Raw genomic sequence first — 22,954 nt, forward strand, 5'->3', positions numbered from 1 at the left:
CCAGTGACCAGCTCTCCTCGCTTCTCGGACGGCTGGCCAGCCGGGACCGAGTTCGCAGTGAGGCAACCGTGCAGGCCGACATCCGGCAACTTCTGCTCACTGGTGGACTCGGGCTGTCCGACCATGACCTGTCGGTGGATCTGGAGACCCCCGTCCCAGGGCGCCGCCGTATCGATATCGAGGTCGGGTTCACCGTCATCGAGGTGAAGAAGGATCTGCGTAGCACGGCGGTGGTGGCCGATGCGCAGCGGCAACTGGCCGGCTACGTCGATAGCCGCAGTCGGCACACCGGACAGCGGTATGTGGGGATCTTGACCGACGGCACGGATTGGCGGGCCTACCACCTGCGTGCCGGTGAACTGGTGGAGACGACCCGGCACGCTTTGCGCCCGTCTCGGCCCGATCTGGTCGCCCTGCTGACCTGGCTGGAAGGGGTATTGGCCACCCGCACAAACGTGCCGCCCACGCCGCGAGAGATCGAAGCGCAGCTCGGCGCGTCCAGCTCCGGGTACGCCCTGGACCGGGCGGCGCTGGCGGCGATGTACGCCGACCACGGCCAGGCCCCCACCGTGCAGATCAAGCGGGAACTGTGGGCCAAGCTGCTACGCAGCGCGCTGGGCACCCAGTTCACCGACGACGACGAGCTGTTCCTGGAACACACGCTGCTGGTCAACAGCGCCGAGATCATCGCGCACCTGGTGCTGGGCTTGGACGTCACCGACATCCAGCCGGCCACGCTGCTGGGCGGGCACCGGTTCACCCTCGCCCAGCTTTACGGTGTCGTCGAAGAGGACTTCTTCGACTGGGTGATCGAGATCCCCGGCGGGGAGTCTTTCATCCGGAGCCTGGCGCGTCGGCTGGCACGCTTCGACTGGAGCAACGTCGACCACGACGTCCTCAAGGTGTTCTACGAGTCGGTGATCGGCACCGACACCCGCAAACGGCTGGGCGAGTACTACACCCCCGACTGGCTCGCCGAGCAGGTCGTCGAACAGGCCGTCACCGACCCGCGTCACCAAAGCGTCGTAGACCCCGCCTGCGGCTCAGGGACGTTCCTGTTCCACGCCGTCCGCCGCAACCTGGCCGCCGCCGAACAGGCCGACGTCCCGCTCGGCCAAGCGCTCGCCGAGCTGACCGACCGGGTGCTGGGCATCGACCTGCACCCGGTCGCCGTCGCGCTGGCCCGCGTCACCTATCTGCTGGCCATCGGCCGCGACCGCCTCACCGACCAGCGGCGCGGCCCGATCACTGTGCCGGTCTACCTGGGCGACAGCATCCAGTGGACCCAGCGCGTCGACCTGTTCAGCGAGGGCAACCTGCTCATCTCCGCCGGCGTCGGCAACCGCATGTACGAAGACGAGCTCCGCTTCCCCGACCACCTCCTGGCCGACGCCGGCGCCTTCGACCGGCTGATCAGCGAACTCGCCGACCTGGCCACCAAGAACCGCACCCCAGGCAGCATCCCGAGGCTCACCGCCCTGTTCAAACGCCTGGCCATCCCCGAGGCCGACCAGCCCGCCATCACCGACAGCTTCCGGACGCTGTGCGAGTTGCACGACGAGGGCCGCGACCACATCTGGAGCTACTACATCCGCAACCTGGTCCGGCCAGTCTGGCTCAGCCGCACCGCCAACCGCGTCGACGTTCTGGTGGGCAACCCGCCCTGGCTGTCGTACCGTTACATGCCCGCCGAAATGCAGAAGATCTTCCGGCAGATGTCCCAGGACCGGGGCCTGTGGCACGGAAACACCGTCGCGACCCAACAGGACCTGTCCGGCCTGTTCGTCGCCCGCGCCGTCCAGCAGTACCTCAAGACCGGCGGAACCTTCGCCTTCGTCCTGCCCAACGCGGTGCTCGACCGCGGCTACTTCGCCGGATTCCGCGCTGGCCACTACCCTGACCCCTCCGAGGTCACCACTGTGGCCTTCACCGAATCCTGGGACCTGCGCCGCATCCGCCCCCACTTCTTCCCCCGTGGCGGCGCCGTCGTGCTCGGCCGCCGCTCCAGCACCGCCCAGCGCCTCCCGGTGGAAACCCAGCGCTGGACAGGCAAACTGCCGCGAGGGTCTCTCACCTGGGCCGAGGCCACCGTTCATCTGAGCCGCCACCCCGCCCGGCTGGTCGTCCACGATGTGGATGATGAGGCGCCCTCCCCGTATGGGGCCCGCTTCGCCAACGGCGCCACGATCTTCCCCAGGCTCCTGTTCTTCGTCCGACCTCAGCCGTCGAGTCCGCTGGGATACGGTGCGGGCCGACGGGCCGTCCAATCCCAGCGCAGCAGCACCGAAAAGAAGCCCTGGAAGGACCTACCGGACCTCAGCGAGGTCGTGGAAACCGAGTTCATCCGCCCGGTCCTCCTGGGTGAGAGCGTCCTGCCCTACCGCGTTCTACCGCCCCGCGAGGCGGTGCTCCCGCTAGCAGGCACCGAGATCCTGCACAGCGACCATGACCGGCTGGACCTCTACCCCGGGCTCAGCCGATGGTGGCGCAGCGCCGAGCAGCTCTGGAACGAGAACCGCTCCAGTGACCGCCTCAGCCTTCTCGACCAACTCGACTTCCGCCGCAAACTGTCCGTCCAGCTCCCCGGCACGCCGCTTCGTCTGGTCTATGGCAAGGCAGGCATGCACGTCGCCGCCGCGCTCGTCGACAACCCCACCGCGGTCATCGACCACAAGCTGTATTGGGCCACCGTGACCAGCCGCGCGGAAGGCATGTACCTGTGCGCCATCCTCAACAGTCCCGCGCTCACCGACGCGGTCCGTCCCCTGATGTCCTACGGCAAAGACGAACGCGACATCGACAAGCACCTGTGGAAGCTCCCGATCCCGCTGTACAACCCGGATAACCCCGTCCACCAGCGCCTCGCCGACTTGGGTCAGACAGAAGCCGACCTCATCAACGAACTCGACCTGGATACCAGCGGGAATTTCGTAGCCCTGCGACGCAGCGCCCGGGACGCCCTCGCCGCAGGAACCGCGGCCCCGGAGATCGAGGAGATCGTCATCGAACTCCTCGGCGCCTAGACGCCAGCGTATGGGTCAGGAAGCCCGTCTTCACCCAGTGAAGCGCCCCGGGTTCGGTAGAGGCTTTAGGTTGTGGCTGTGACCTGTGGTTGGGTGGTTCTGGCGGTAGTGGAGGGCATCGTATTCGTCGGGTGGTACGTGGCTGATCTCACCGTGGAGCCGGGTGGTGTTGTATCAGTCCACGTACTCGGCGGTGGCCAGCTCGACGCCGGTCAGGTTTTTCCACGGCCCATGCGGTTTGAACAGCTCGGTCTTGTACAGGCCGATCGCCGACTCCATCAGTGCGTTGTCGAGCGCGTCGCCGACGGTGCCGATGGAGGCGTCGATACCGGCGTCGACCAGGTGCGTGGTTAACCGGAAAGAGGTGTACTGCGACCCGGCGTCGCTGTGGTGCACCAGGCCGGGCCCGACGGGGTGTCCGCCCGGTCGCGCCGCGACAGCGCCATGTCCAGGGCGTCCAGCACCAGCCTGGTCCGCTTGGTGGTCGAGGCGGTCCAGCCGACGATCGCGCGGGAGAAGATCTCGACCACGAACGCGACGTAGACCACGCCGGCGCAGGTGGTCACGTGCGTGAAGTCGGCTACCCACCGGCGGTTCGGGCTGCTGGCGGTGAAGTCGCGGCGCAGCAGATCGACGGCCCGCTCATGCCCGTCGTCGCGCACGGTGGTACGGATCTTGCGGCCGCGGCGGGCACCGTGCAGACCGAGTTCGCGCATCAGGCGCTCAACCGTGCAGCGCGCCACCTGGTGCCCCTCGCGCTGCAACTGCCGCCAGACCTTCCGGGCACCATAGACCCGAAAGTTGGCCTCGAAGATGCGGGTGATCTCGGTCTTTGTAACTCGTCACGCACCGCCCGAGGCGAGGCGGGACGTGACTTGGCAGCGTAGTAGGTGGACGGACAGGCCGCCCTCAGATCACCGGCCTGCCCCGTCCAGCGGGCGAGGTTGTGGCGGGCGGTCAGGTGTCGGGATGCTCGGGGCCGCGCCCTGGAAAGAAGCTAGACCCGCTAGTCCACGAGTGTGGGGCGGGTCCGCACGAACAACATAACACACCCACCTCGGCGCCCCACGGACGCCAACAACAGCTCGTGAGGCACCGCCCGCAGTGGGCAGGCAGTGCCGCCTGGCTGAACTGTCCCGGCCTGACGGGCGGGGTGGCTCCAGGCCCGCGCGCCGGCAGGCAGCCAGCGGCGGCCCGGAGCCGACCGCGTTCGATCGGGGTGGCGGGGCGTTCACAGGTCGGCGCGCCTGGGCGCCCTACCCCATGACGCCTCCCGAGGAAAGCAAAGACTCGTCTAGCTTCAGGCCGAGTCAGACGGGGAGCGGGTTGTGCTCGGTCTAGCCTGCAGTCAGGGATAGATGCCGGGCGGTGTGGACGCCTCGTCCGGGTGATCGCCCCGGCCGCGATCATCCAGTGACCCTAGGGGCCGTTGCCCCACCACCTTGCGTTTCAGCATGTGCAGAGGTCGCTGCGCGCTTCTCCGAACTGGACCCGGCCGGGGGGTGACGGAGATGCATCATGCCTCACTCGCGTTCGCAATCGCCTGCCCACATGCTTCAGCGGTACACCGGCGCTCATGGTGTCGTCGCAGGCAGATACCTGGCGGCCCGAGGGGACGGTCAGCGCCTGATCCCCGCCGCCAGCGTCACCCAGGCAGCCCTCGAGACGCGGCTGCTGTTCGCCTGCGGAAGGTTCGACTACGGCCGGAGGGACGAGAGTTTCTCCAAGAGGGAAGGGGCCGGGGGCCCGCTTCCGCCGCTGGGGCTCAACTACGTTCTGGGCGAGCGCGACGCACTTCAGGTGAGCGTTCATCCGCGCCTGCTGCCGCAGTTCATCGACCAGGTGCTGCCCCGGATCGAGGCCGATGGCAGCGAGGTCACCGGTATCCCCGGGCTTCGCGCTCATGTCCGTGATCGCTTCGTGTCGCTGCGGCGGCTGGGCGAGGCTGGACGCATCGTGGTCAGGGTCTCGGGCAAGAGGTGGGAGAGGGCCACGAAATACGCGCTGAGCGGCATCGACTCCCGCAACGTTGCATGGCTGGCCAAGCCCGACAGCTGGCATTCGGCGGAGATCGAATTCTCTGCCCGTTACGGGCACCATTGCGACTACGGCCGGGATGGCAACGCCTTCCTGTCGGACGTGCTGCGACGGGTCAACGTCCTCAGCGGCGACGGCACCTCCGCCTCGTACTGGGATCTGTGGTCCAGCCGCCGCGGTTGTGTTGAGCTGGAGTGGCGGGGCGGTCCCTTTCATCGCCGTGTGCTCGACCTGCTGCTGGACCCCCAGTTCGGATTGGACGCCGAACTCCAAGAACCCGCCCGCGTGTGCCGCTGCGACGACAGCGACCCCACCCGCTACAACGAGTGCTACTCGATGGAGTTGATCGGCGCTGGTGGTGTCGATCTGAACCTTCGGCGGCAGCGCCCCTACGGCCTGGACGTCCAGGCCGTGATGGCTAGATACGGGTGAGCCCGCTGCGGCCGGATCGTCGATTCCCTTGCGCCGGGGGCAGGCGACGCAGGCGGGCGACGCGGGCGCGGGCCCGATGGCGCTCGGCCATCAGGAGAGCGTGGTCGAGCCCGCCATGCGCGGGGGCGCGCTTGCCGATCGGCGCCGACGCCGGGCACGCGTCCGCGGGACTCCTTCACACTGGAAGCCTCACCAGTCTCGGCTGCCGCCACCAGGTCCGCGCCTTCCGTACCGCCGGACCGGAGGATCCCCTGGGGCCCGGCGCCCGGCCGGCCGACCTGCTGCCTACTCGCGTTGCTGACGCCCTGCTGCCCGAAGAGGGGGAGTGAGAGGCGGGTTCTGCGGGCCCGGGCCCGGTCGACGCCTCGGTCCTGCTGACCAGCAGACACCGAGCCGGTTGAGGCGCGCAGGGTGTCGCCGCCGGGTCGTCTGAATGAGGTCGCAGTAGCAAGTTCTGCCTCCGCGAGCGAACCAGCATAGGTACATTAGTAGTTATGAAGAGGGTGACCGGCGCGCAGCTTGACGTCCTAGAGGCGCTGCTTTCTGCGCATCGCCAGCGGGTCCAGCTGCACGGCTGGGAGATCATGAGGGCGACCGGGCGGCACGGGCCGACGGTGTACCGCGCGCTGGACAGGTTCGCCGAGGCGGGCTGGCTGGACAGCGAATGGGAGAGCGCCAATCCCGTCGCGGGTAAACCGCGGCGGAAGTTCTACACTCTCACCCCTACCGGGGCCCAGGCTGTGGTCGCGGTGCTGCGCGAGCGCCGCCCGCAGGCACTGCGCCGCCGCCCGCGGCCGGCGCCGGGACTGGGCGGTGTGTCCGGCGGCGGGCTGGAGGCGCGGTGAACAGCGCGGTGATGATGGGGGTCTGCTGCGGCATCGCCGCCGGTTTGGCCGTGGCCGAGATCAGTGCGCTCACTCCGGCGCTTGCCCGCATGATCGTGCGGCGTGCCGCACGATCCTTCTACGCCGACGATGCCGACCTGGCGGCCCAGCGAGCTGAGGAGTGGCAGGCGCTGATCCAGGCCCGGCCCGGCAACATCCTCAAGCTCGCAACCGCGGCCTTCTTCGGCGGTGGCGCCGCGGCGCTGGCCATCGCGCGCACCGCGGGACGAGCACGCCAGGCCCTGCTTCAGAAAGCGACGCGGGAACAGCAGAACCTGACTCTTCTCCAGAGCCTGACCGTTCTCCCCACGCTGGCCGTGTGGTGGATCGGGGCAGCAGGTGTGGCCAGTGTGTTCGACCTTGCGGCGGGGATGGCCTTATTCGGTGCTCTGATTCTGATCAGCTCTGCGGTCGTGGTGATTCGGACCGTACGGCGGCGCAAACAGTACACGCGCATACCTCCGAAATGATCGCTGGCTAGTGGAGGTGCGCGGCGGACGGTCGCCCGCGGTGCCCGCGATCGGGACGAGCCTCGAGTCAGCCTTTTGCTCGCTCGCCCAGGTCGTGCAGTACCGCTACGATGCGCCGGGCGAGTTCGGGGGTTAGTTCCACGGCGGCGTCTTCGTTGTCGAGGAGGGCGAGTTCGACTTGGGCCGGGCGCGGCGTTCAGCGGGGCCACGAACGCCTTCAAGCGCAACTGGACGGTTGTCGGCTCACCGTCGGGGACCTTGCTGATGTCGGTGGTGAGGATGTCCACCGGCTCGCTGAGGTGATGGAACCCGTCCTCTAGGTGCAGGTAGGCGTCGGCGTCGAAATGCTCTGTGGTGCACCAGGAGGGGCAAGGCTGCAGACGAGCCACCATTCGGGTGCCGGACGTGTCTGAGGCAACCGGAGCCCGTCCTGTGCCGCGCGGTTCGCGGTTGCTTCGTCGTCGATTCTCGTCTCGCTCCGGCGCGCCGCGGCCGTCCGTTTGAAGAAGCGGGGCCTGTCGTGCTCGCCGCCGGGGCGCGGGCGCGAGCGGAGAAACCTCCTCGAACTCTCCTCTGGAGCGGGCGACCGGTGCCGCGATAGATTCATCATGCGGCACGGGGAGTTCGGGCCGGGGCGCCTTGGTGGCGTGCCTGTGCTGGCCATCTGCCTGATCACCTGTCCGGTCACGGCCACGATGTCACATGCGCCCCGACGCCTCTCCTGCTCCGCGCAGCCGCGGCGGATCCGGCATCTCCAAGGTGCCCGCATGTCCACTGGTCCACAACGAGATTGATCATTTCCAGCGACAGCACGAACTCCACATGGAAGCCGCAAGTTCGCAGGCCCAGCCAGGGCACGGCCTCCGAGAGCGCCCTGATCAAGGCCTGGCGCGCACGAGCGACCTCGTCGACAGCCTCGACGAGGTCAGGGCTTTCTGGCGATGCCGCCGTAGGCCTCGACGGTGTCGGGGGTGATGGGGGAGGGGGCGGGTCGCCAGTGCGTCAGCGGTACGACGCCGGGGTCGATGAGGTCGAGGCCGGTGAAGAACTCGCGGATCTGATCGGGGCTGCGGAGCCGGTAGGGGGCGGCGCCGGTGGAGTCGTAGTCGTGCTGGGCGTCGATGAACGCCTGGTCGGTGGCGGTGCCGTCGTAGAGGGCCAGGAAGCTGCCGGGCGGGAGTGCGTCCAGCAGTGTGTCGACGATGGCGTGGGCGGTGTCGTCGTCGGGGACATGGCCCATGACGCCCATCAGCATCAGCGCGATCGGCTGGAGGAAGTTCAGGAACTGGCGTGCGCCGGTGAGGACCTGCTCGGGGTGGCGCAGGTCGGCGTCGAGGTAGTCGGCGGCGCCTTCGGGGCTGCTGGTCGCCAGCGCGCGTCCCAGGACCAGGACCAGCGGGTCGTTGTCGACGTAGACCACGCGGGAGTCGGGGGCGGCGCGCTGGGCGAGCTGGTGGGTGTGGTTGTCGGCCGGCAGCCCGGTCCCGATGTCGAGGAACTGCCGGACGCCTTCGTCGGCGGTCAGGTAGGTGACGACGCGGTCGATGAAGTCGCGGCCGGCGCGGGCCAGCGGAACGATTCCGGGGAAGATCCGCGCGTAGTCGTCGCCGGCCTGCTGGTCGACGGGGAAATTGTCCTTTCCTCCGATCCAGTAATTCCAGACCCGCGCCGAATGGGGGACATCGGCATGGATGGAAGATCCATGTGCCTTATCGGGTGGAATGTCGGGTCTGGAACGGCACTGCCGGTCGTCGCTGCACATCGTGAGCCCTCGGTCTGCGCGTGGATGTCTCCCCCTGGGGTGACATGAGAGCAGACCGGGAGCGGTATTGCATCAGGGAGCGGATCATTGCTAGAGCTGGTCACGCATTCCCAGCAGCCAGGTGACACTGTCATGAGGTTCCAGGGCTCGGGCGGCTAGCCGGTTGAAGCGCAGTACGAGCTCTTCGCTGGTCTGGGCGTCGTCGACGTAGTGGCCGAAGTCGTAGTGCTCGAAGAAGGCGATGTCGCCCAGTGCGGTCTCGGGGAACCGCATTAAGGTGAGCGGCCCGTCGGGGACGGCGCGTTCGGCTCTGGCGCCGCACAGGAGCTGAATGGTGACGTGCGGGTAGGCGGCCAGGGAGATCAGGTACTGGATCTGCTCGAGCAGCGCCTCCGGCGGCGCCGCGCGGCAGTTCAGGGCGCGCTGGTCGATCACGGCCCAATAGTGCGGCGGGTCGGGGCGGTGCAGGATCTGCTGGCGCACCTTGCGCAGCTCGACGCGCCGGGCGAGTTCACCCTCTTCGACGTCGGGCAGGTCCTGGGTGATGAGGTGCCGAGCGTAGCCGGGGGCCTGGAGCAGGCCGGGAACGCAGTGCGGGGCGTAGACGCGGATCAGGGACAGCAGGCGCTCTAGGGTGAGGTAGGGCCTGAGCCATTCTGGGATTAAGGGGCGGTACTCGCTCCACCATCCCTCATTGTCCGCGCGGATGCGGTCCAGCAGTTCTCGTGCGGCCTGGCGGGGGCAGTGGCCCGGGGGCTGCGCACCGGCTACCGACAAGAAGGCCGCTCCGAGCCCCATGCTGGCTGCCAGCGGGTCGCAGGAGATCAGGCTGGTGCCGCGCCCGGGCGCCTGACCGGGCCTGCCAGGCCCCGGCCTGGGCGCCGGCGTGTCGTGCTGTGCCCGGCCGGGCGCTGCCGCGGGTGCGCGGCACGGCGACGTCGGCTCCTGGTGGGCATGGCGCCGTTCGGATGGCGGCTCGGCGGCCGCGGCGGCCGTGGTTCGGGGCTGGTAGAAGCTTCGGTGAAACTCCTCCCAGGGCGTCATCGCCGCGGCGGCGATGCCTTGCTGCTCGGCGATGTGGTGGATCACTGCCCGCAGGCTCACCGCCAGTTCCCAGCGAAGCCTGCTCTTGTGCTTGCCGCACAGGACGTCGTTGGCCGTCGTGCGGGGCACCTCCTTGATCTTCACCCCGTGGAACGTGCGGCCGGACAGTTCGGCCGAAATGCGCTTAATTTCGGTGAAAGTGGGGTTATTGGCCGTATTGCGATCACGATTCAGCAGGGTCACCACTGCGGAGTACCGGCCATCATGATCATTTCTCGTCATGTTTCATCCGATCGTTTCCAGGTCGTTCACCCGCCATGTCGCCGACCATAGCGGCGGCGTGCCTCCGGATAGCGGGTCACATGACACATAGCAGTCGCGCTAGTTGAGGATCACTCAACATGCCAGGAGACAGTCGCACCAAGCGAATGGCCGAATAGCCTGAGTTCCCGGACACGACCCGGATACCCGGCGGTATATCCGGGAACATCCGGGAACCGATGTTCAGGGGGCGCGGGTCCGCTTGCGGCCGTCAGGGTGAACCATCCCCGCCGCCCAGGTCCAACCTCCAGGCGAGCGCGGGCCCCACACCCATCGCACGGAGGAGATCGCCATGTTCTGCCCCGCCTCGCCGCTCCGCCGCCTCATCGCCGCCTCCGAACCCGCCGCCTCCGGCCCGGCAGGCGCGGCAGCCATTGGCACCGGCGCCAGGTGCCTGGACGAGGCGCGAGACGCACTGTCGCTGATCACCATCCGGTCGATCCAGACCGGCAGGACCCTGCCCGAGGCGCCGCTCGCAGACCTCACCGCGGACCAGCTCGTCGAGTTCTGGGCCGACGAGTCCATGCTCGACTGATCTCCAGCCCGCCCGCCGCGTGGTAGCCCACCGCGGTTTGCCGCCGACCCGGCGGGCGCTCTCCCCACTCCCCCGACCGCGCCCATACTTCTAGCGAGTCCTCATGCACACAACGCTCGTCGGCGTCGACATCCTCCGGTTCGGTGACCAGCGGCGCGACGCCGACGCCCAACGGCTGCTGCGCAAGCACCTGTACGAGAACCTCCAGCAGGCCTTCGAGACCTCCCACCTGCCGTGGGCGGAGTGCTATACCGAGGACCGCGGCGATGGCGCGCTCATCCTGCTTCCGAGCGAGGTAGCGCCCACCAACGTCATGGATCCCCTCGCCCACCACCTCACCGCGCTGCTGCGCCGCTCCAACCGCCTGGCCAACGACCTCGGGCGCCTCCGGCTCCGCATGGCCGTCCACGCCGGCGACGTCGAGCACGACGACCACGGGGTCCTCGGCGCACCGCTGACCCACCTTTTCCGGCTCCTGGAGGCCCCGGCCTTCAAACAGCGCCTGCACGAGGCCCCCGACGCCGACTTGGCGATGCTGGTCTCCCAGGAGCTCTACCAGCACGCCGCTGCGACCGGGCGCATCAACCGCGCCGCCTACCGCCCGATCAACATCAGGCACAAGGAGACCCGGGCCAGCGGCTACCTCTGGCTGCCCCCCACCTACAACACCGAGCACTGACCGGTGCTCCGCCGATGCCAGTCCTCGGGCTCAACCGGCTGGCTCTGAGACGATCCGCCCGCTAGTTAGTCGGCCGTAGGACTCCGGGGGCCCTGCCCGGCTGAGCTTCGGCGGCGCCTAGAGTTCCTCTTCGCCTCCCTCATCAGCGATAAAAGCCGCTGCCTCGGCGAACGCTGCGTCGTCGTACTTGGGCTCGACCAGTTCGGGTTCCAGGTTGCCGCGGGTGCGGGCCATGGCCATCCCTTCGCGGGTGCGCATCTTTAGCAGGTCGGCCTCGAACTCGCCGAAGACGGCGAGCATGTCGGAGAACATCTTGCTAATGGAGTTGGCGGGGTCGCGGATGCTGCCGCCCAGCGAGAGGCGTACTCCTCGTCGACGAGAGTTCTCCGATATCGCGGGCGTCGGGGACCGATCGGGCGGGCCGGTTCAGTTTGGGGGCGACCACGGTGTCGCCAGCGCGGACGGCTGTGAGCGGCCTGGCCGAGGCCGGCCGTTCCCGGTTGGTGCCGGTGAACCTTGTGTCGAGACAGATGCGATCATCGGGCACGCCGAGTCCGTGCAGAATCTCGGTCAGGCGGTGAGACCCTGTAGGACGGTTGAGCAACGGGCGTAGCCGATCACTTCCCCCGCTCACGCAGCGTAACCATTTAGCCCCCATCGCCGGACGTTTTTCACGGACCACCTATATGAGGCGGCGTTCTCGCAGGTCGGTCATCTCGGCGTTCGCGTCGGAGAGTGTCTCGTTGAGCGCTCCCCTAACGGCCAGGCACATCGGAACGGAATGTGACGCCAGCGTCAGCCGAAATGACCGCCTAACGAGTCTGTTCGTTGCGATGCTGGTCGCCCCCTGACCGGCTCGTTCTGGTCTTCGTTGCGGTCGACCGCCGACTGCGCACGCCGGTCGAAGTCGTCCTGCCATGAATCGCTGCGCGGGTCGCTGGCGGCCGCGGACTGGATCCGGATGGCCCGTCCTGTCCATCGGAGTGTGTCTGTCCATGGCCTGGACGTACCGGCCGCGCCTTGCAACCACGAACGCGTCCGCGAGCACCGCGCCAAGGCGCAGCGGCTCGGCGCCCGCTCCGCCCGGCACGGGAGTAGCTCTCGTTCGCGTTCGGGCCGTGAACACCGACGCCCCGCCCGCTCCGAGGGAGGAGAGTGCGGGGCGTCCGCGTAGGGTTTAGCTCTCGAAACGGTCGATGAACTCCTTCGCCAGGTTCCGCCAGCCCTCCAAAGGGACCTCCTCACCGATCCTCTTGGCGGCGTAGGCGAGGTCCTCGGGGTTGTCCGGCGCCCAGTCGGGATCCCGGGTGGCGATCCGCAGCGAAGAGCCGTCGACCTTCCAGTACAGGACCCCGGCCGTGTGCTTGTCCTCGTCGGCTCGCGTCATCGCCACGATCCCGTCCGTACCGTTGGCCAGGTCCCTAGCAACCTGCGGGAACTTGGACCGGTAGGGCCAAGACTCCCACGCCCCCTCGAACGACAGATCGAGCGCGACCTTGTTGTGCGGGAGGGAGACGCGCTTGTTCAATATCAGACCGAGCGCCATCCCCCCGGAGACGGCGTTCCGCTGCCGTGCCGGTGTCAATGTCATCGGGAAAATGTAGCCCTCGCCGGGGCCGGCGCCGGGGCCTGTCGATCAAGCCCATAGATGGTGGGGCGTGCCGATCGTCCGGGGGTGGTCCGGCGAGGTGCTTGCAGCGGCTAGCACCGGGACGGCGGGCCACACCCGCGTCGGAACGCTCAACGGACGTAACGTCGGAGCTTGAGTGGCAGCCGACCGGCCAACGGCGTTAGCGAGCGGAGTTGAGTGGCATCGAACGCCAGGTCAGAGCCATATCCACTGGATTCCGCCGTTACTGCCGGAACCCCCTTTGAAGGCGAGGGCTTCAACACGATGTTGACGCCCGGCCGGGCCCCGCCGACGACCGCGCAAACAGGGCCATGCAGCGCAATGCCGCGGCTGCAAGGGGAGCCGCCGTGGGGCCCCGGATGAAAAAGACGGCCGTTGAGGTGTCCCGCGCTGGCAGCATGGAGCCGGCGAAGCGACGAAACGGGAGGACGAACGTGGCGAACGAACCCGGGAGCGAAGTAGCGGTGATCGTTCACCCGGACGTTGAGGTGATCCAGGACAGTGGGCTGCCAGAGCTCATGTCGCGGATCCGGCCGCAGTGGCAGTCGAAGGGGCTGATCGAGCGCGTCCGTCGGCTCATGGCCGTTGACCCGAGCAGCGCCTGCCAGCGGCTCCTCAACGCTGCGATCGCAGACCTTCGGGAGAAGATCAACATCGCGGGTCTCGACATTGCCCGGGACGCCGCGAAGGCGAGCAAGCTCCCGTCGGTGGAGCGGCCGGAGGACATCGAGAACTACTCGACGCACAACATCATCGAGCTGTCGTACCGCATGGGTCTGCTGTCACGCCCTGAGTGGCGCCGGTTGTCCAGGTCTTACGAGATACGCCGCGACCTGGAGCACGAGGACTCGGAGTACGAGGCCGGGGTCGAGGACTGCGTCTACATCTTCAAGACCTGCATTGAGGCGGTCCTCTCGCGGGACCCGGTGACCCTCATCCGGGTCAGCGAGGTCAAAAAAGTCATCGAGACCGCCGGCCCGGCCACCGCGGACCCCAGCTTGGTGGAGGACTACCAGCACGCGCCAGACAGCCGCCAGCTAGAGATCGGGAAGTTCCTGTTCTCCACTGCCACCAGCGACGACGAGCCGGACCTGGTTCGGCAGAACGCCTTCACGATGACGGGGATCCTTGCTGAGGTGACCCGGCCTGCCGTAACGGTCGAGCTGGCCAAGCATGTTCAGGACAAGATCGGCCGGCGGACCCCGCTGACCGAGCTTCAGGTCCGGGTGGCGTCTGCGTCCGGTGTACTCCCGTACCTGCGGAAGCCGCAGCGTCGCGCGTTCTTCGCGGCCTTCCTCGAGCAGTTGAACCGCATCGGTCACCACTGGTCCTCCACCACGGCCCACGGGGACCTTCTCCGCAAGCTTCAGGAGTTCGGTGGGCTGCAGGCGATCCCGGACCAGGAACTCCGCGAGATCCTCAAGTGGATGGTGCTGCTCTACGTGGGTGAGCCGGGGGGCCGCGGCATGGGGGTGAACCGGAAGGTGTTCTACAGCAACTCCGGCGCCCCGCTTGTCGCCTCGATCATCCAGGACGCTCAGGAAATCGCCCGGCCGATCCTCATCGAACTCGGGTCCGACAAGGACGTCCAGCGGGCGTGCACCCAGAGCACCTACATCGAAAGGCGCTACCAAGACCTGCTCGACATCGCTGAGTCGTGAAGGCCCTTCGAGGAGGCCCCCTGCGGTCCGATCCTCCTCGGAGGCCCTGCCCTGGCCCGCCAACTCCTGGCTCAAACCCGCCGAAACTCAACAGCTCCAGAAGTCGGGCCACGGGCATCGGAGTCCTGGTCGGCACCAGCCGAGGTGCTGATGAACGAACGACCTCGGGTGGTGCCCCGACCAGTCCAGCCACCAGGGCTGCTATGCGCGGGGGACGCTCACCGTCGCCACCACCGCACTACACCTGGCCCAGGCCGGCGCGATCACCCCGCGCGGCAACCTCGGCCCGCTCCTGGCAGCCCAACCGCACCAGCCCGTCTACGACGCCGATCAGCCCAGCGCGGCAGAGTTGTCACCTATCTCGCTGTTCGTCGGCGAGGGGCCGGATCTGGAACCGGCTCGGATCGCCTTGACGGACCTGGTCGGTGAGGCGGGTCGCGACGCTCCATCGCAGGAACTGGACGACGGTCTGCGGTGTCACGTTCCTGCCGAGATGGTCGCTGGCCATGGCGGCCAGCGTGTCGGCGTCGCCGTCGAAGTATCCGCTGGTGCTCTGGGTAAGCACCGCTGCCCAGACGCTTCGCCAGGTCCTGCGGCGGTCCTCGGGCCAGCGGGTCGCGCGTTCATCGAATGCCCGCATGTGCGGATCACTGGTCAGCTCGTTCCGAGTTCTGGCTGCCAGGGACGGTGCCGATGGGGGTTCGGGCCGTGCGGTCGCGGTGAGGTCATCGACTCGTTTGCGTCGGGTTCGCTTGCGTTCGATCTGCAGGGTCTCGGGTCCTCCGGGCTCGGTCGGTGCGGCCAGGACCCGCAGCCGACCGCTCAGGCGCAGCGTGCGCATGACCCCCGCCATCTTGGCCTGGCGGGTCTTGTCCCATGGCCTGGTCGCGGTCACGTAGCCACACCCCACGGCGACCTGCCAGCGCGGCAGCCGGACAACGCCGTCTTCGTCGGCGACCGAGGCCAGGAACCGCATCAACGCCTCGGCCAGTGAGGAGTGCCGCGGCGTCCTTCGAGCGGCCGGCACGCTGGCTGGGGCTGGGGCTGGGGCTGGGGCTGGGGCTGGGGCTGGGGCCTGGGGGTGTGCTGGCGGTTGCGTGCGTCGTCCTTGTCGGACGGCCAGTTCCGGAGGGACCCATCCGGCCGCGGCTCGGCGGTTGCGTTCCTGGATCGACAGGCGGCGTGATGGGTGCAGTGCGCGCTGCTCTTGGCCGTCCTGCACGCAGCTGGTCCCCGGCAAGGCGCCGCAGACCGGGCACATCAGATGCCAGGTGGGGAATTCGGGATCTTGTCGTTCGGCACGCACCAGGTACAACGCCGCCGCTCCTTTCTTGACGCCAGACGGTGACAGGCTCGTACAGGTCGAGCATTTGATCACCTTGATGGCGAGTACGGGCAGGGAGCGGCACGACACGCAGGGACTCCATCTGCTGGCCGAATCGTCGCCGACCCGTCAGAGGGCGTTGACCGATCCCCGGGGCCAGGACTGAACGGAAGAACCCGCTGCGGCATGCGAACCGTTGCCTGCAGAACGGTGCGCAATGGGTACCGCTGATCACTTCGTCGTCGGCTCGGTAAGCCTGGCTTCCAGGTCGGCGATCATCTGGGTGAGCAGGCTGGTGTCCTCGCGCCGGACCGTCTGGGGGCCGATCTTGTCGATGCCGGCGACTTTGGTGATGCACTCGTCGGCGGCCTGGGCCATCGCCTGGAACTCGGTCTGGGCGATCGAGCGGGTGTTGGCGGCTTCGAAGGTGGTCGCGCGGTGCATGTCCTTCACCGACGTCATCGCCGCTCGTGCGGCTGCCATGGCGTCGCGGGCGCTGAACTGGTCCCCGTTGCCTTGGCGCATGTAGCGGGTGGTGAAGATCCGGCGGCGCTTGGGGTCGGTCGACGGCATGAACCGCTCCAGTCGGTCGCCCCGGTCGGCGGCGATCACCCGGACCAGCCGGACCGCCCGCTGCAGCCGGGGCTTGCTCTTGATCCCGACGCCTTTGCCGATGTCGTCGTAGGACAGTTCCTGGCCGTGGTTGCTAAGCAGCCACATCATCACGTCCGCGACGTCGGTCTCGGCCTGCGTCCAGCCGGCCGCGTCCCGCCGCGGGCTCACCGCAGTCCGCCATTGTCGTCCAGAAACGCGGCCAGGGCGGCGTCGTCCAGGGCGGCACCGGTGGCCAGGTCCCGGACGGCTGCGATGGCGGTCTCGGCGTCGTCGCAGAGGTCGGCGATGGCCTCGGCCCGCTCCGGGGTGAAGTTGATGTGCTGCTTGCTCAACCGGGCCACCGCCCGGGCGGCGGCCATCTTGATCGCGGCGATGGCGTTGAACACCTCCATCGACGCATCGGCCTCGTTTCCGTCCCGGGCGGCCCGGGCCGCCGCGGCGAGGGATTCCCGCTCGCTGCGGTGGGCGTCGAACTCACTGGTCCGCTGCGAGGTGACCGCGTCGGCGGCCTCACGGTCGTCTGCGTCCGCTCTGGCCTGACGGGCGTCGAACTCCGCCAAGGCATCCCTGGCCGCCGTCCGGGTCGTCTCGTCGGCCAGCAGCGCGTTCTTGACCGCGCTCGGGTGGCTGATGACGTAGGTGATGGCCGCAGGCCGGATCCCGGACGCCTCGGCCTCCCGCTCGATGTTCTCGCGCCGCTCGGCCGACATGTTCCTGGTCTCCCAACCGCGGTAATAGCCGTCCTTGCCGTAGAACGGATACTTCTTGAGGTCGGGAAGCTCGATATGTTCACCGGGTTGCAGGTCCAGGGCGTGCGGAAACAGGCCATCGGTGGCCTCGGCCAGCCGGTTCCATGCCCGCCAGAGGGCCATGACCCGCTTGGCGCTGGTGTCGGCCCGCTTGGCGAACTCCCGCGCGCTGATCCGCAGGAAAGTGTTTCGGCCGAAACACTTTGTGGACTCCTGTTCGAACCCGACCCCGTCGCCTTCCCCGGGCAGGACACGTCTTGCGACCAGGTAGGCCAGCATCCATGGGCCCGACTGCTCGATGCTGGTGAACTGGGCGATGTCGTCGGCGAGGGCCTCCTCGCCGTCATTGCCGGTCGGCGCGGTCCCCTGCTCAGGTCGGGCCTGCTTGGGCTGGGCCTGCTTGGGCAGGTCCGGCTCGGGCGTCCAGTAGCCCTCCTCCGTATTCATCAGGTGGCCTGGTGCGCCATAGCCTGTGCAGCAGCGGCCGGGCGGCGGCTGGTGCGCGCGGCGGCGGCCGGGATCGCGCTGACCTGGCGGGCCCAGACCATGAACACGTCCAGGTCGCCAAGCGCGACCGAGACGTCGACCTGCTCTGCGGGGTCGAGTTTGAGGATGTTCGGAGGAAAGCGCTTGGCCAGCCGTCCGGCCTGTCCGGCCAGCGCGGTCAAGGCCGCGACCAGCGCGGCGCCACTTCCCGCCTGGGGCGGGGCGGACGGGGTCTGGGACTGCTGCTCGGCTTTCTCGGTCCTGCGGGCCTCGAGCGCGGCGGTCACCTCGGCGCGGGTCACCTTCTCTTGGATGGCCAGGTAGTTGACCAGGTCGTCACGGTTGGGGCTGTGCTGGACCTCGGTGACGTAGTCGGCGACCTCGTCGTCGGCGTCGCGGGCTGCTGGGCTCATGACCGCGGCCAGCGGCGGCGCCGTGCCCAGGACGGTCTGGTAAGTGGCCAGGTTGACCCGGTCGACCCCGGCGTTGCGGGCGTCGGCGATCAGATGATGCAGCTTGGCGTAGCCGGGATCGGGCACTTGGCCGCCCCGCGGGCGGGCGCCCTCCCGCAACACGCTGTAGGAGACGAAGACACCGGACTCTTCCAGGTGCATGCGCAGGTCGGGGGTGACCGCCGCCGCCGTCGCCCGCCACTGCTTGGCCGTGCTCACCGACAAGCCGATCCGCTCGCAGAACGCTCCGAGCGCGGCGGCGCTGCCGGCCCACTCGGCCGCCAGGATGTCGCCGATGGCCAGCTGCCCAGCGCGTCCTGCGATCATCAGACGGCGGCATTCGCGCACGTCGCGCTCAGTGAACCTCAACCCAACCCCCGACCGGAGCCCGACCAACGACGAGCACGCAGTGTAAGCGAATGACTACGATCCTGTTGGGTGATTGCCTGGTCAGGTCTGGCAGGTGCGGGTTGCTTGACAGACGCCCGCGGCGGTCACCCTTCGAGGTTGGCCGATTTGATCATTTTTTTGAGGGCTTGGCGGTTGGCGGTCAGATTGTTCTCGGCGTCGGTCAGCCTGGCCTGCAGTTGCGCGTTGTGCGCTGCGGTGGCGTCGCGTTCGACGGCCAGGCGTTCGACCTGTGCCAGCAGCTCGTTGATCCGTGCCGTCAGCTCGGCGGTGCCGGCGTGTTCCAGCGCCGCCCCGAGCCCGCGCTGAACGGTGGCCTTCAGCTTGTCGCGCTCGGCGCGCAGCTGTCTGATCTCCTCGCGGGCCAGCTGCAGGTCGCAGGCCAGGGACGCGGCCGAGGCCCCGTCGGCTCTGGCCCCCAACTTCTCGGCGCGCCGCTGAGACTTGTCCGCCGCGCGGGCCTGCCCGGCGATAGCGGCCTCGACGTGCTCACGGACACCCTGTGAGTAGACCAGCATGCGTGACACCCCGGCGCGGCGGGCGACCGCCTGCGCCGAGATCTTCTCCCCGCTGGCCTTCAGCTCCTCCAACGCGGCCAGCACCCTGGCCCGTTTGCGGCGGCTGTCCTCGGCTCGCGCGGCGGCCAGCACCTCGCCGGGACTGCGCTGCTCGCCACTTTGCCGCCCTCCACTGCGCCGCCTTCCTCCGGCCACCGCAGGCGACGGTGAGTCGCCCGTCCCGCTGCTCATGCGGTCTCCTGTCCGCGACCTGGCAGCCGGGGCATCCCCAGCTCGATCGCGGTGCCCGCCTGCTGGGCGCGGACGACCCGCAGCACCTCGGTGGCCTCTAGCAACTCCGCCCGCTCGTCTTCGGGCAGCGCGGCCAGCTTGTCCCGCGCGACAGCGGCCACTCTCTCCATCGCCTCGATGTTGTCGTCGAAGTTGCGCAGGACGAACTCATCGACCTCCATCGCCAACGCGGTCTCCCGGTCGATGCGCATCGTCGCGATCTGTTCTTCCATCGCGGGCAGGTGCGTGGGGTCGGGAGCGAAAAACTTGCAGGCGGCGCACTGGTAGCGGATGACACAGGCCCTCCCACCCGCCTTGACGTTGGCCGGTTCCCTGCAGCGGCCGAACGGCACCGCCACCGATTGGGCCTGGTAGGTGGTCCCCGAGCACGCCTTCTGGTCCCGGCCCGCCCGGTCGAAGCCGTGCCGTGCGGCCACCTTCACCGCCTCCCGCTTGCGCTTCAGGGAAACCTTGTAGTAGCGGGCGGTCGTGTTCGCCGAGCGGTGGTCCATCAACTCGCGCAGCACGTCGATCGGCACTCCTTCGTCCGCGTGCCGCTGGCAGTACGAATGCCGGAACGCATAGGGGAAGATCAAGGACCGGTCGAACGGCAGCCGTTGTCCGTCCGGCCCAAACTCCTCTGCCAACAACGTGGGAACGGCGTCGGCGAACGCCCGGACGATCGGCGAGATCTGGGCGGACTCCAGGTGCCGGACCTGCCCGAACTCACCCGCAGGGGGAAACAGGAACCCCTGCGACCCGCTCGGCAACTCGACCGTGGCGCGTACCGCCTGCCAGGTGTGGATGGTGGCCACCGTCTCCGATGGGATCGGCAGCCGTCGGCCGTTGCGGCCGCCCTTGCCGTTGTCCCAACGCAGCTGCCAGTCGTTCCCGTCCCTCTCCAGGCAATCCAGGTCCAGCTGGGCGATCTCATAGGGGCGCCGGCCGGTGTCGCGCAGCAGCTCATAGACCGCCACCGACATCGCGGCCACCTGCTGCTCTGTCATCCGCCCGTGCCGGATCCCCACGCCCAAAAGGTCGGTGTGGGCGTCCAGCTGAGCGATCACCGACTCGGGGATGGCCCTGCCGATCTCGTCCTCATTCGGGTCAGGCTGGCGGATCACGTGCGAGGGATGCCGGGTGAACCCCGCGCCCATCCCGTTCAACCGGTCGGTGAGCCGGCCCCAGTCCAGGACCTTGAACCACATCGACAGCAGATTGGACTTGTGCTTGGCGCCCATCGGCTGCCCGTCGGCCTTGACCAGGTGCTCGAACCCCGCGACGACCGCGTTCATGTCGGCGAAGGCCAACGACGCGACCTGCAGGCCGCCGCCAGGGCGGGCGTCCAAAGCCCTGGCCGCGGTCTGCACCGCCCGGTGCGCCCGGCGGGCGTCGGCAGTCGTCGGTTTGGCCTCGCTGATCCAGGCGGCCAGGGCCTCCCGCAGCCAGACCTGGCGGATCATCGATATGTCCAGATCGCCGGGTCTGGCCGTGGGCTTGCCGCGTTTGCCGCGAGCGCCCAACTCGGCCAGATCCAGCGTCGGTCGGCTCGCAGGATCCACGCCGCGGAACCGGTCGAACGCCGCCGCCACCACCCGGAACGTCTCCCGCAGCAGCGCATCCACATTCGCCGCCGCCCGCCGCGGCAACTCCCCGAACGCGAACACCGCGATCGAGCCGACCTGGTGGTCGGCCAGGATCCGCACCGACTGACGGACCGCGGTCGGGTCCAGGCGCTGCCCCCGCTCATCGCGCGCTGCCAGCGCGAACAGCACTTCCGTCCGCACCAGCGGCTCCAGCGGTGCCAGCGAGAACTGATGAACCATCAGGTGAGGGGCCTGACGGTCCAGCCAGACCTCCTCCACCGCCTGCATCCCGTCGGCCTTCAGCCGCCGGGTGTGGATGTCGCAAAGCCCCCAGCCCTGCCGCCCGTCCCGCTCGCAGCCGCCCACCAGGCAAGCAGGCACCGCCTCATAAGCAGTCGCGGCCGCGATCCACTCCTGCAGATCATCAGCCCCGCCAAGGCCCCGCATCATGTCCTTGTAACGCAGCGAACCGTGCGCCGAGCACAACCCCCACAACGCCGCGTCCCGCGGGCAGCCCGCCACCGCGCACTGTCCCGCCCGGCCGTCGACCACCCGGTCGCGGTCCGGGACGAACACCGCCCGGAACTCCTCCAGCGCCAGCCCCGAACCCGGCAGCGCCTTCTCGCAGTGGTCACACAGCGCCTGGGTGCGCGAGACCCGGTCGCAGGCCGCCACCGTGCACCGATAGGCCACCGTGGACCGGTTGCTCACATCTCCGGTGAACAGCCGCGTCGAACGGTCCCACTCCCCGGGCCGCCACCCCGGCGGCGTGTTCGCCGACAGCCACTGCGACCAGGACGCGGCCTCCTCGGGCGACAGCCCCGGCGTCTGGCCCGATGCCGATCCCGCCCCGCGCTCCGCCCGCTCCCCGAGGACGATCACCTCACCGCCGGCGCCCGGGCCGGTCACGACCGCGCCGCCCTGCGCTTGGCCGCCACCATCTCGACCGCCTCCCGCTTGTCGGCGTCGGTGACGTGGGAATACACATCCTGCGACGACTCCGACACGTGGCCGGCGATCTCCTGGACCACCCGCCGCTCCACCCCCGCCCGCCGCATCGTGGTGATCGCACTGTGCCGCAGCATGTGCGGACGAGCCCGGAACCCGGCCCGGGCCGCCAGACGGCAGAACAGATCGTGGGCGTTGTCGTACTTCATCGGCTCACCCAGTGGAGCACGGAACAGATTCACAAACACCATGTCGCAGTCCGCCGCCTCGGCGACCTCGTCCCGCTCGTGCCGGTAGCGCACATAAGCCTCGGTCGTATCGGCCTCCACCGGGATCACCCGCGGACTGCGCGCCTTGGAGAACGCGCCGTTGGCGTTCACCCGCCGCACGACATGCACGTGCGGGCCCTCATGCCGGCACCCCAGCAACCGGGAATCCGGCAGCAGGTGCATATCCTCGCGCCGCATCCCCAGCGCCTCACCGATCCTCATCGCCGTGGCGGCCAGCACCTGGATCAAGAAGGCGTCACGGGCGTGCCTGGCCAGACTCAGCAGCACGCCGATCTCCTCGTCCGACAGCCACTCATAGCCCGGCACCGCGACTCGGAACTTGATCGTGCGGGCCGTCACTGTCCGGTTCTGACCGTCTTCACCCACGTCGAACCCCGGAGGAACGAACCGCAGGAACTTCGGCTCGCCCAACATCGCCACCACCGCTGGCGGCACCCACCCCCGCGCGCAGCACCACGCCAGGAACCCACCCGCCGTCCCCATGATCGCGTTCGCGGTCCTCTTGTCGCGGAACCGCACCGCCGCCCCCGGCTTGCGCGACTGAGGCGGCAGCGGTTCGTCCACCAGCCACCGCATCATCGCGGCCAACTGCGCCAGCGAAGGCCTCGACCAATCCACCCCGTGATCCACGCAGTACGACAAGTACAACGCGATCCGGCCCGCGTACGTCTGCTCGGTGTTGAACGCCCTGCCGGCCCCCCGCAGCCCCGCCAGATACGCGCACGCCTCGGCGTGCAGACCGAAGTCCTCATCCACTACCACCCACAGCACGGACCCATCAGCGGCCACCGCACGCTCACGGCGGTAACGCTGCGGCACCGCAGGCAACG

At 68.7% G+C, this 22,954-nt stretch carries 19 protein-coding genes and 1 pseudogene; 7 read left to right on the top strand and 13 right to left on the bottom strand.

Annotation, left to right across the window (positions count from 1 at the left end):
- Nucleotides 1-68 precede the first annotated feature (68 nt).
- On the top strand, nt 69-3,023 hold the full coding sequence (locus AB0K37_RS06945; RefSeq protein ID WP_363975999.1) for an N-6 DNA methylase: 2,955 nt from the start codon (nt 69-71) through the stop codon (nt 3,021-3,023).
- A 174-nt stretch (nt 3,024-3,197) separates the two neighbouring features.
- Here AB0K37_RS06945 and AB0K37_RS06950 read toward each other — a convergent pair whose 3' ends face one another.
- Complete coding sequence (locus tag AB0K37_RS06950; RefSeq protein WP_363976002.1) at nt 3,198-3,419, bottom strand: hypothetical protein; 222 nt, start codon at nt 3,417-3,419, stop codon at nt 3,198-3,200.
- Complete coding sequence (locus tag AB0K37_RS06955) at nt 3,374-3,847, bottom strand: IS3 family transposase (RefSeq protein WP_363976096.1); 474 nt, start codon at nt 3,845-3,847, stop codon at nt 3,374-3,376. The genes AB0K37_RS06950 and AB0K37_RS06955 overlap by 46 nt, the downstream gene beginning before the upstream one ends.
- Nucleotides 3,848-4,574: 727 nt before the next feature.
- Between AB0K37_RS06955 and AB0K37_RS06960 the strand changes: the two genes are divergently transcribed.
- From AB0K37_RS06960 to AB0K37_RS06970, 3 genes are all read left to right on the top strand, one after another.
- A complete protein-coding gene (locus tag AB0K37_RS06960) occupies nt 4,575-5,492 on the top strand; it encodes a hypothetical protein (RefSeq protein WP_363976005.1) in 918 nt (305 codons plus the stop codon).
- Between the two features lie 494 nt (nt 5,493-5,986).
- Nucleotides 5,987-6,337 (top strand): helix-turn-helix transcriptional regulator, encoded by a 351-nt coding sequence (locus tag AB0K37_RS06965; protein WP_363976008.1) that lies wholly within the window; start codon nt 5,987-5,989, stop codon nt 6,335-6,337.
- Nucleotides 6,334-6,846 carry a hypothetical protein gene (locus AB0K37_RS06970; protein ID WP_363976011.1) on the top strand — a complete coding sequence of 171 codons (513 nt, stop codon included), beginning with the start codon at nt 6,334-6,336 and terminating at the stop codon, nt 6,844-6,846. Before AB0K37_RS06965 ends, AB0K37_RS06970 begins: the two co-directional genes overlap by 4 nt.
- 925 nt (nt 6,847-7,771) lie before the next feature.
- Here the strand turns inward: AB0K37_RS06970 and AB0K37_RS06975 are convergent.
- Both AB0K37_RS06975 and AB0K37_RS06980 read right to left on the bottom strand, forming a co-directional pair.
- The gene (locus AB0K37_RS06975) at nt 7,772-8,608 is read right to left on the bottom strand and encodes an SAM-dependent methyltransferase (RefSeq protein ID WP_363976014.1); all 837 of its coding nucleotides are present in this window, start codon (nt 8,606-8,608) and stop codon (nt 7,772-7,774) included.
- 90 nt (nt 8,609-8,698) lie between these two features.
- Complete coding sequence (locus AB0K37_RS06980) at nt 8,699-9,895, bottom strand: DUF5753 domain-containing protein (protein ID WP_363976016.1); 1,197 nt, start codon at nt 9,893-9,895, stop codon at nt 8,699-8,701.
- Nucleotides 9,896-10,265: 370 nt separating this feature from the next.
- Between AB0K37_RS06980 and AB0K37_RS06985 the strand changes: the two genes are divergently transcribed.
- Nucleotides 10,266-10,508 (top strand): hypothetical protein, encoded by a 243-nt coding sequence (locus AB0K37_RS06985; RefSeq protein WP_363976019.1) that lies wholly within the window; start codon nt 10,266-10,268, stop codon nt 10,506-10,508.
- Between the two features lie 103 nt (nt 10,509-10,611).
- Nucleotides 10,612-11,187 (top strand): hypothetical protein, encoded by a 576-nt coding sequence (locus AB0K37_RS06990; protein WP_363976022.1) that lies wholly within the window; start codon nt 10,612-10,614, stop codon nt 11,185-11,187.
- A gap of 117 nt (nt 11,188-11,304) precedes the next feature.
- Here AB0K37_RS06990 and AB0K37_RS06995 read toward each other — a convergent pair.
- Nucleotides 11,305-11,845, bottom strand: a pseudogene (locus AB0K37_RS06995) (recombinase family protein).
- A 519-nt stretch (nt 11,846-12,364) separates the two neighbouring features.
- A complete protein-coding gene (locus AB0K37_RS07000) occupies nt 12,365-12,778 on the bottom strand; it encodes a hypothetical protein (protein WP_363976025.1) in 414 nt (137 codons plus the stop codon).
- Between the two features lie 398 nt (nt 12,779-13,176).
- Between AB0K37_RS07000 and AB0K37_RS07005 the strand changes: the two genes are divergently transcribed.
- Entirely contained in the window at nt 13,177-14,478 is a 1,302-nt protein-coding gene (locus tag AB0K37_RS07005) for a hypothetical protein (protein WP_363976028.1), read from the top strand.
- Between the two features lie 352 nt (nt 14,479-14,830).
- Here AB0K37_RS07005 and AB0K37_RS07010 read toward each other — a convergent pair whose 3' ends face one another.
- From AB0K37_RS07010 to AB0K37_RS07040, 7 genes are all read right to left on the bottom strand, one after another.
- Entirely contained in the window at nt 14,831-15,454 is a 624-nt protein-coding gene (locus AB0K37_RS07010) for a hypothetical protein (RefSeq protein ID WP_363976031.1), read from the bottom strand.
- A gap of 579 nt (nt 15,455-16,033) precedes the next feature.
- Entirely contained in the window at nt 16,034-16,585 is a 552-nt protein-coding gene (locus tag AB0K37_RS07015) for a hypothetical protein (protein WP_363976033.1), read from the bottom strand.
- Nucleotides 16,582-17,613: a hypothetical protein gene (locus AB0K37_RS07020; protein ID WP_363976036.1), complete on the bottom strand. Its 1,032-nt coding sequence runs from the start codon at nt 17,611-17,613 to the stop codon at nt 16,582-16,584. Before AB0K37_RS07020 ends, AB0K37_RS07015 begins: the two co-directional genes overlap by 4 nt.
- A complete protein-coding gene (locus tag AB0K37_RS07025) occupies nt 17,613-18,431 on the bottom strand; it encodes a hypothetical protein (RefSeq protein WP_363976039.1) in 819 nt (272 codons plus the stop codon). Before AB0K37_RS07025 ends, AB0K37_RS07020 begins: the two co-directional genes overlap by 1 nt.
- Nucleotides 18,432-18,598: 167 nt before the next feature.
- Nucleotides 18,599-19,261 (bottom strand): DUF6262 family protein, encoded by a 663-nt coding sequence (locus AB0K37_RS07030; RefSeq protein WP_363976041.1) that lies wholly within the window; start codon nt 19,259-19,261, stop codon nt 18,599-18,601.
- On the bottom strand, nt 19,258-21,795 hold the full coding sequence (locus AB0K37_RS07035) for a tyrosine-type recombinase/integrase (protein ID WP_363976044.1): 2,538 nt from the start codon (nt 21,793-21,795) through the stop codon (nt 19,258-19,260). The genes AB0K37_RS07030 and AB0K37_RS07035 overlap by 4 nt, the downstream gene beginning before the upstream one ends.
- The gene (locus AB0K37_RS07040; protein ID WP_363976047.1) at nt 21,792-22,943 is read right to left on the bottom strand and encodes a tyrosine-type recombinase/integrase; all 1,152 of its coding nucleotides are present in this window, start codon (nt 22,941-22,943) and stop codon (nt 21,792-21,794) included. The genes AB0K37_RS07035 and AB0K37_RS07040 overlap by 4 nt, the downstream gene beginning before the upstream one ends.
- Nucleotides 22,944-22,954: the final 11 nt, after the last annotated feature.

It is taken from the genome of Actinomadura sp. NPDC049753, assembly GCF_040674655.1.
GTDB classification, from domain to species: domain Bacteria; phylum Actinomycetota; class Actinomycetes; order Streptosporangiales; family Streptosporangiaceae; genus Spirillospora; species Spirillospora verrucosospora.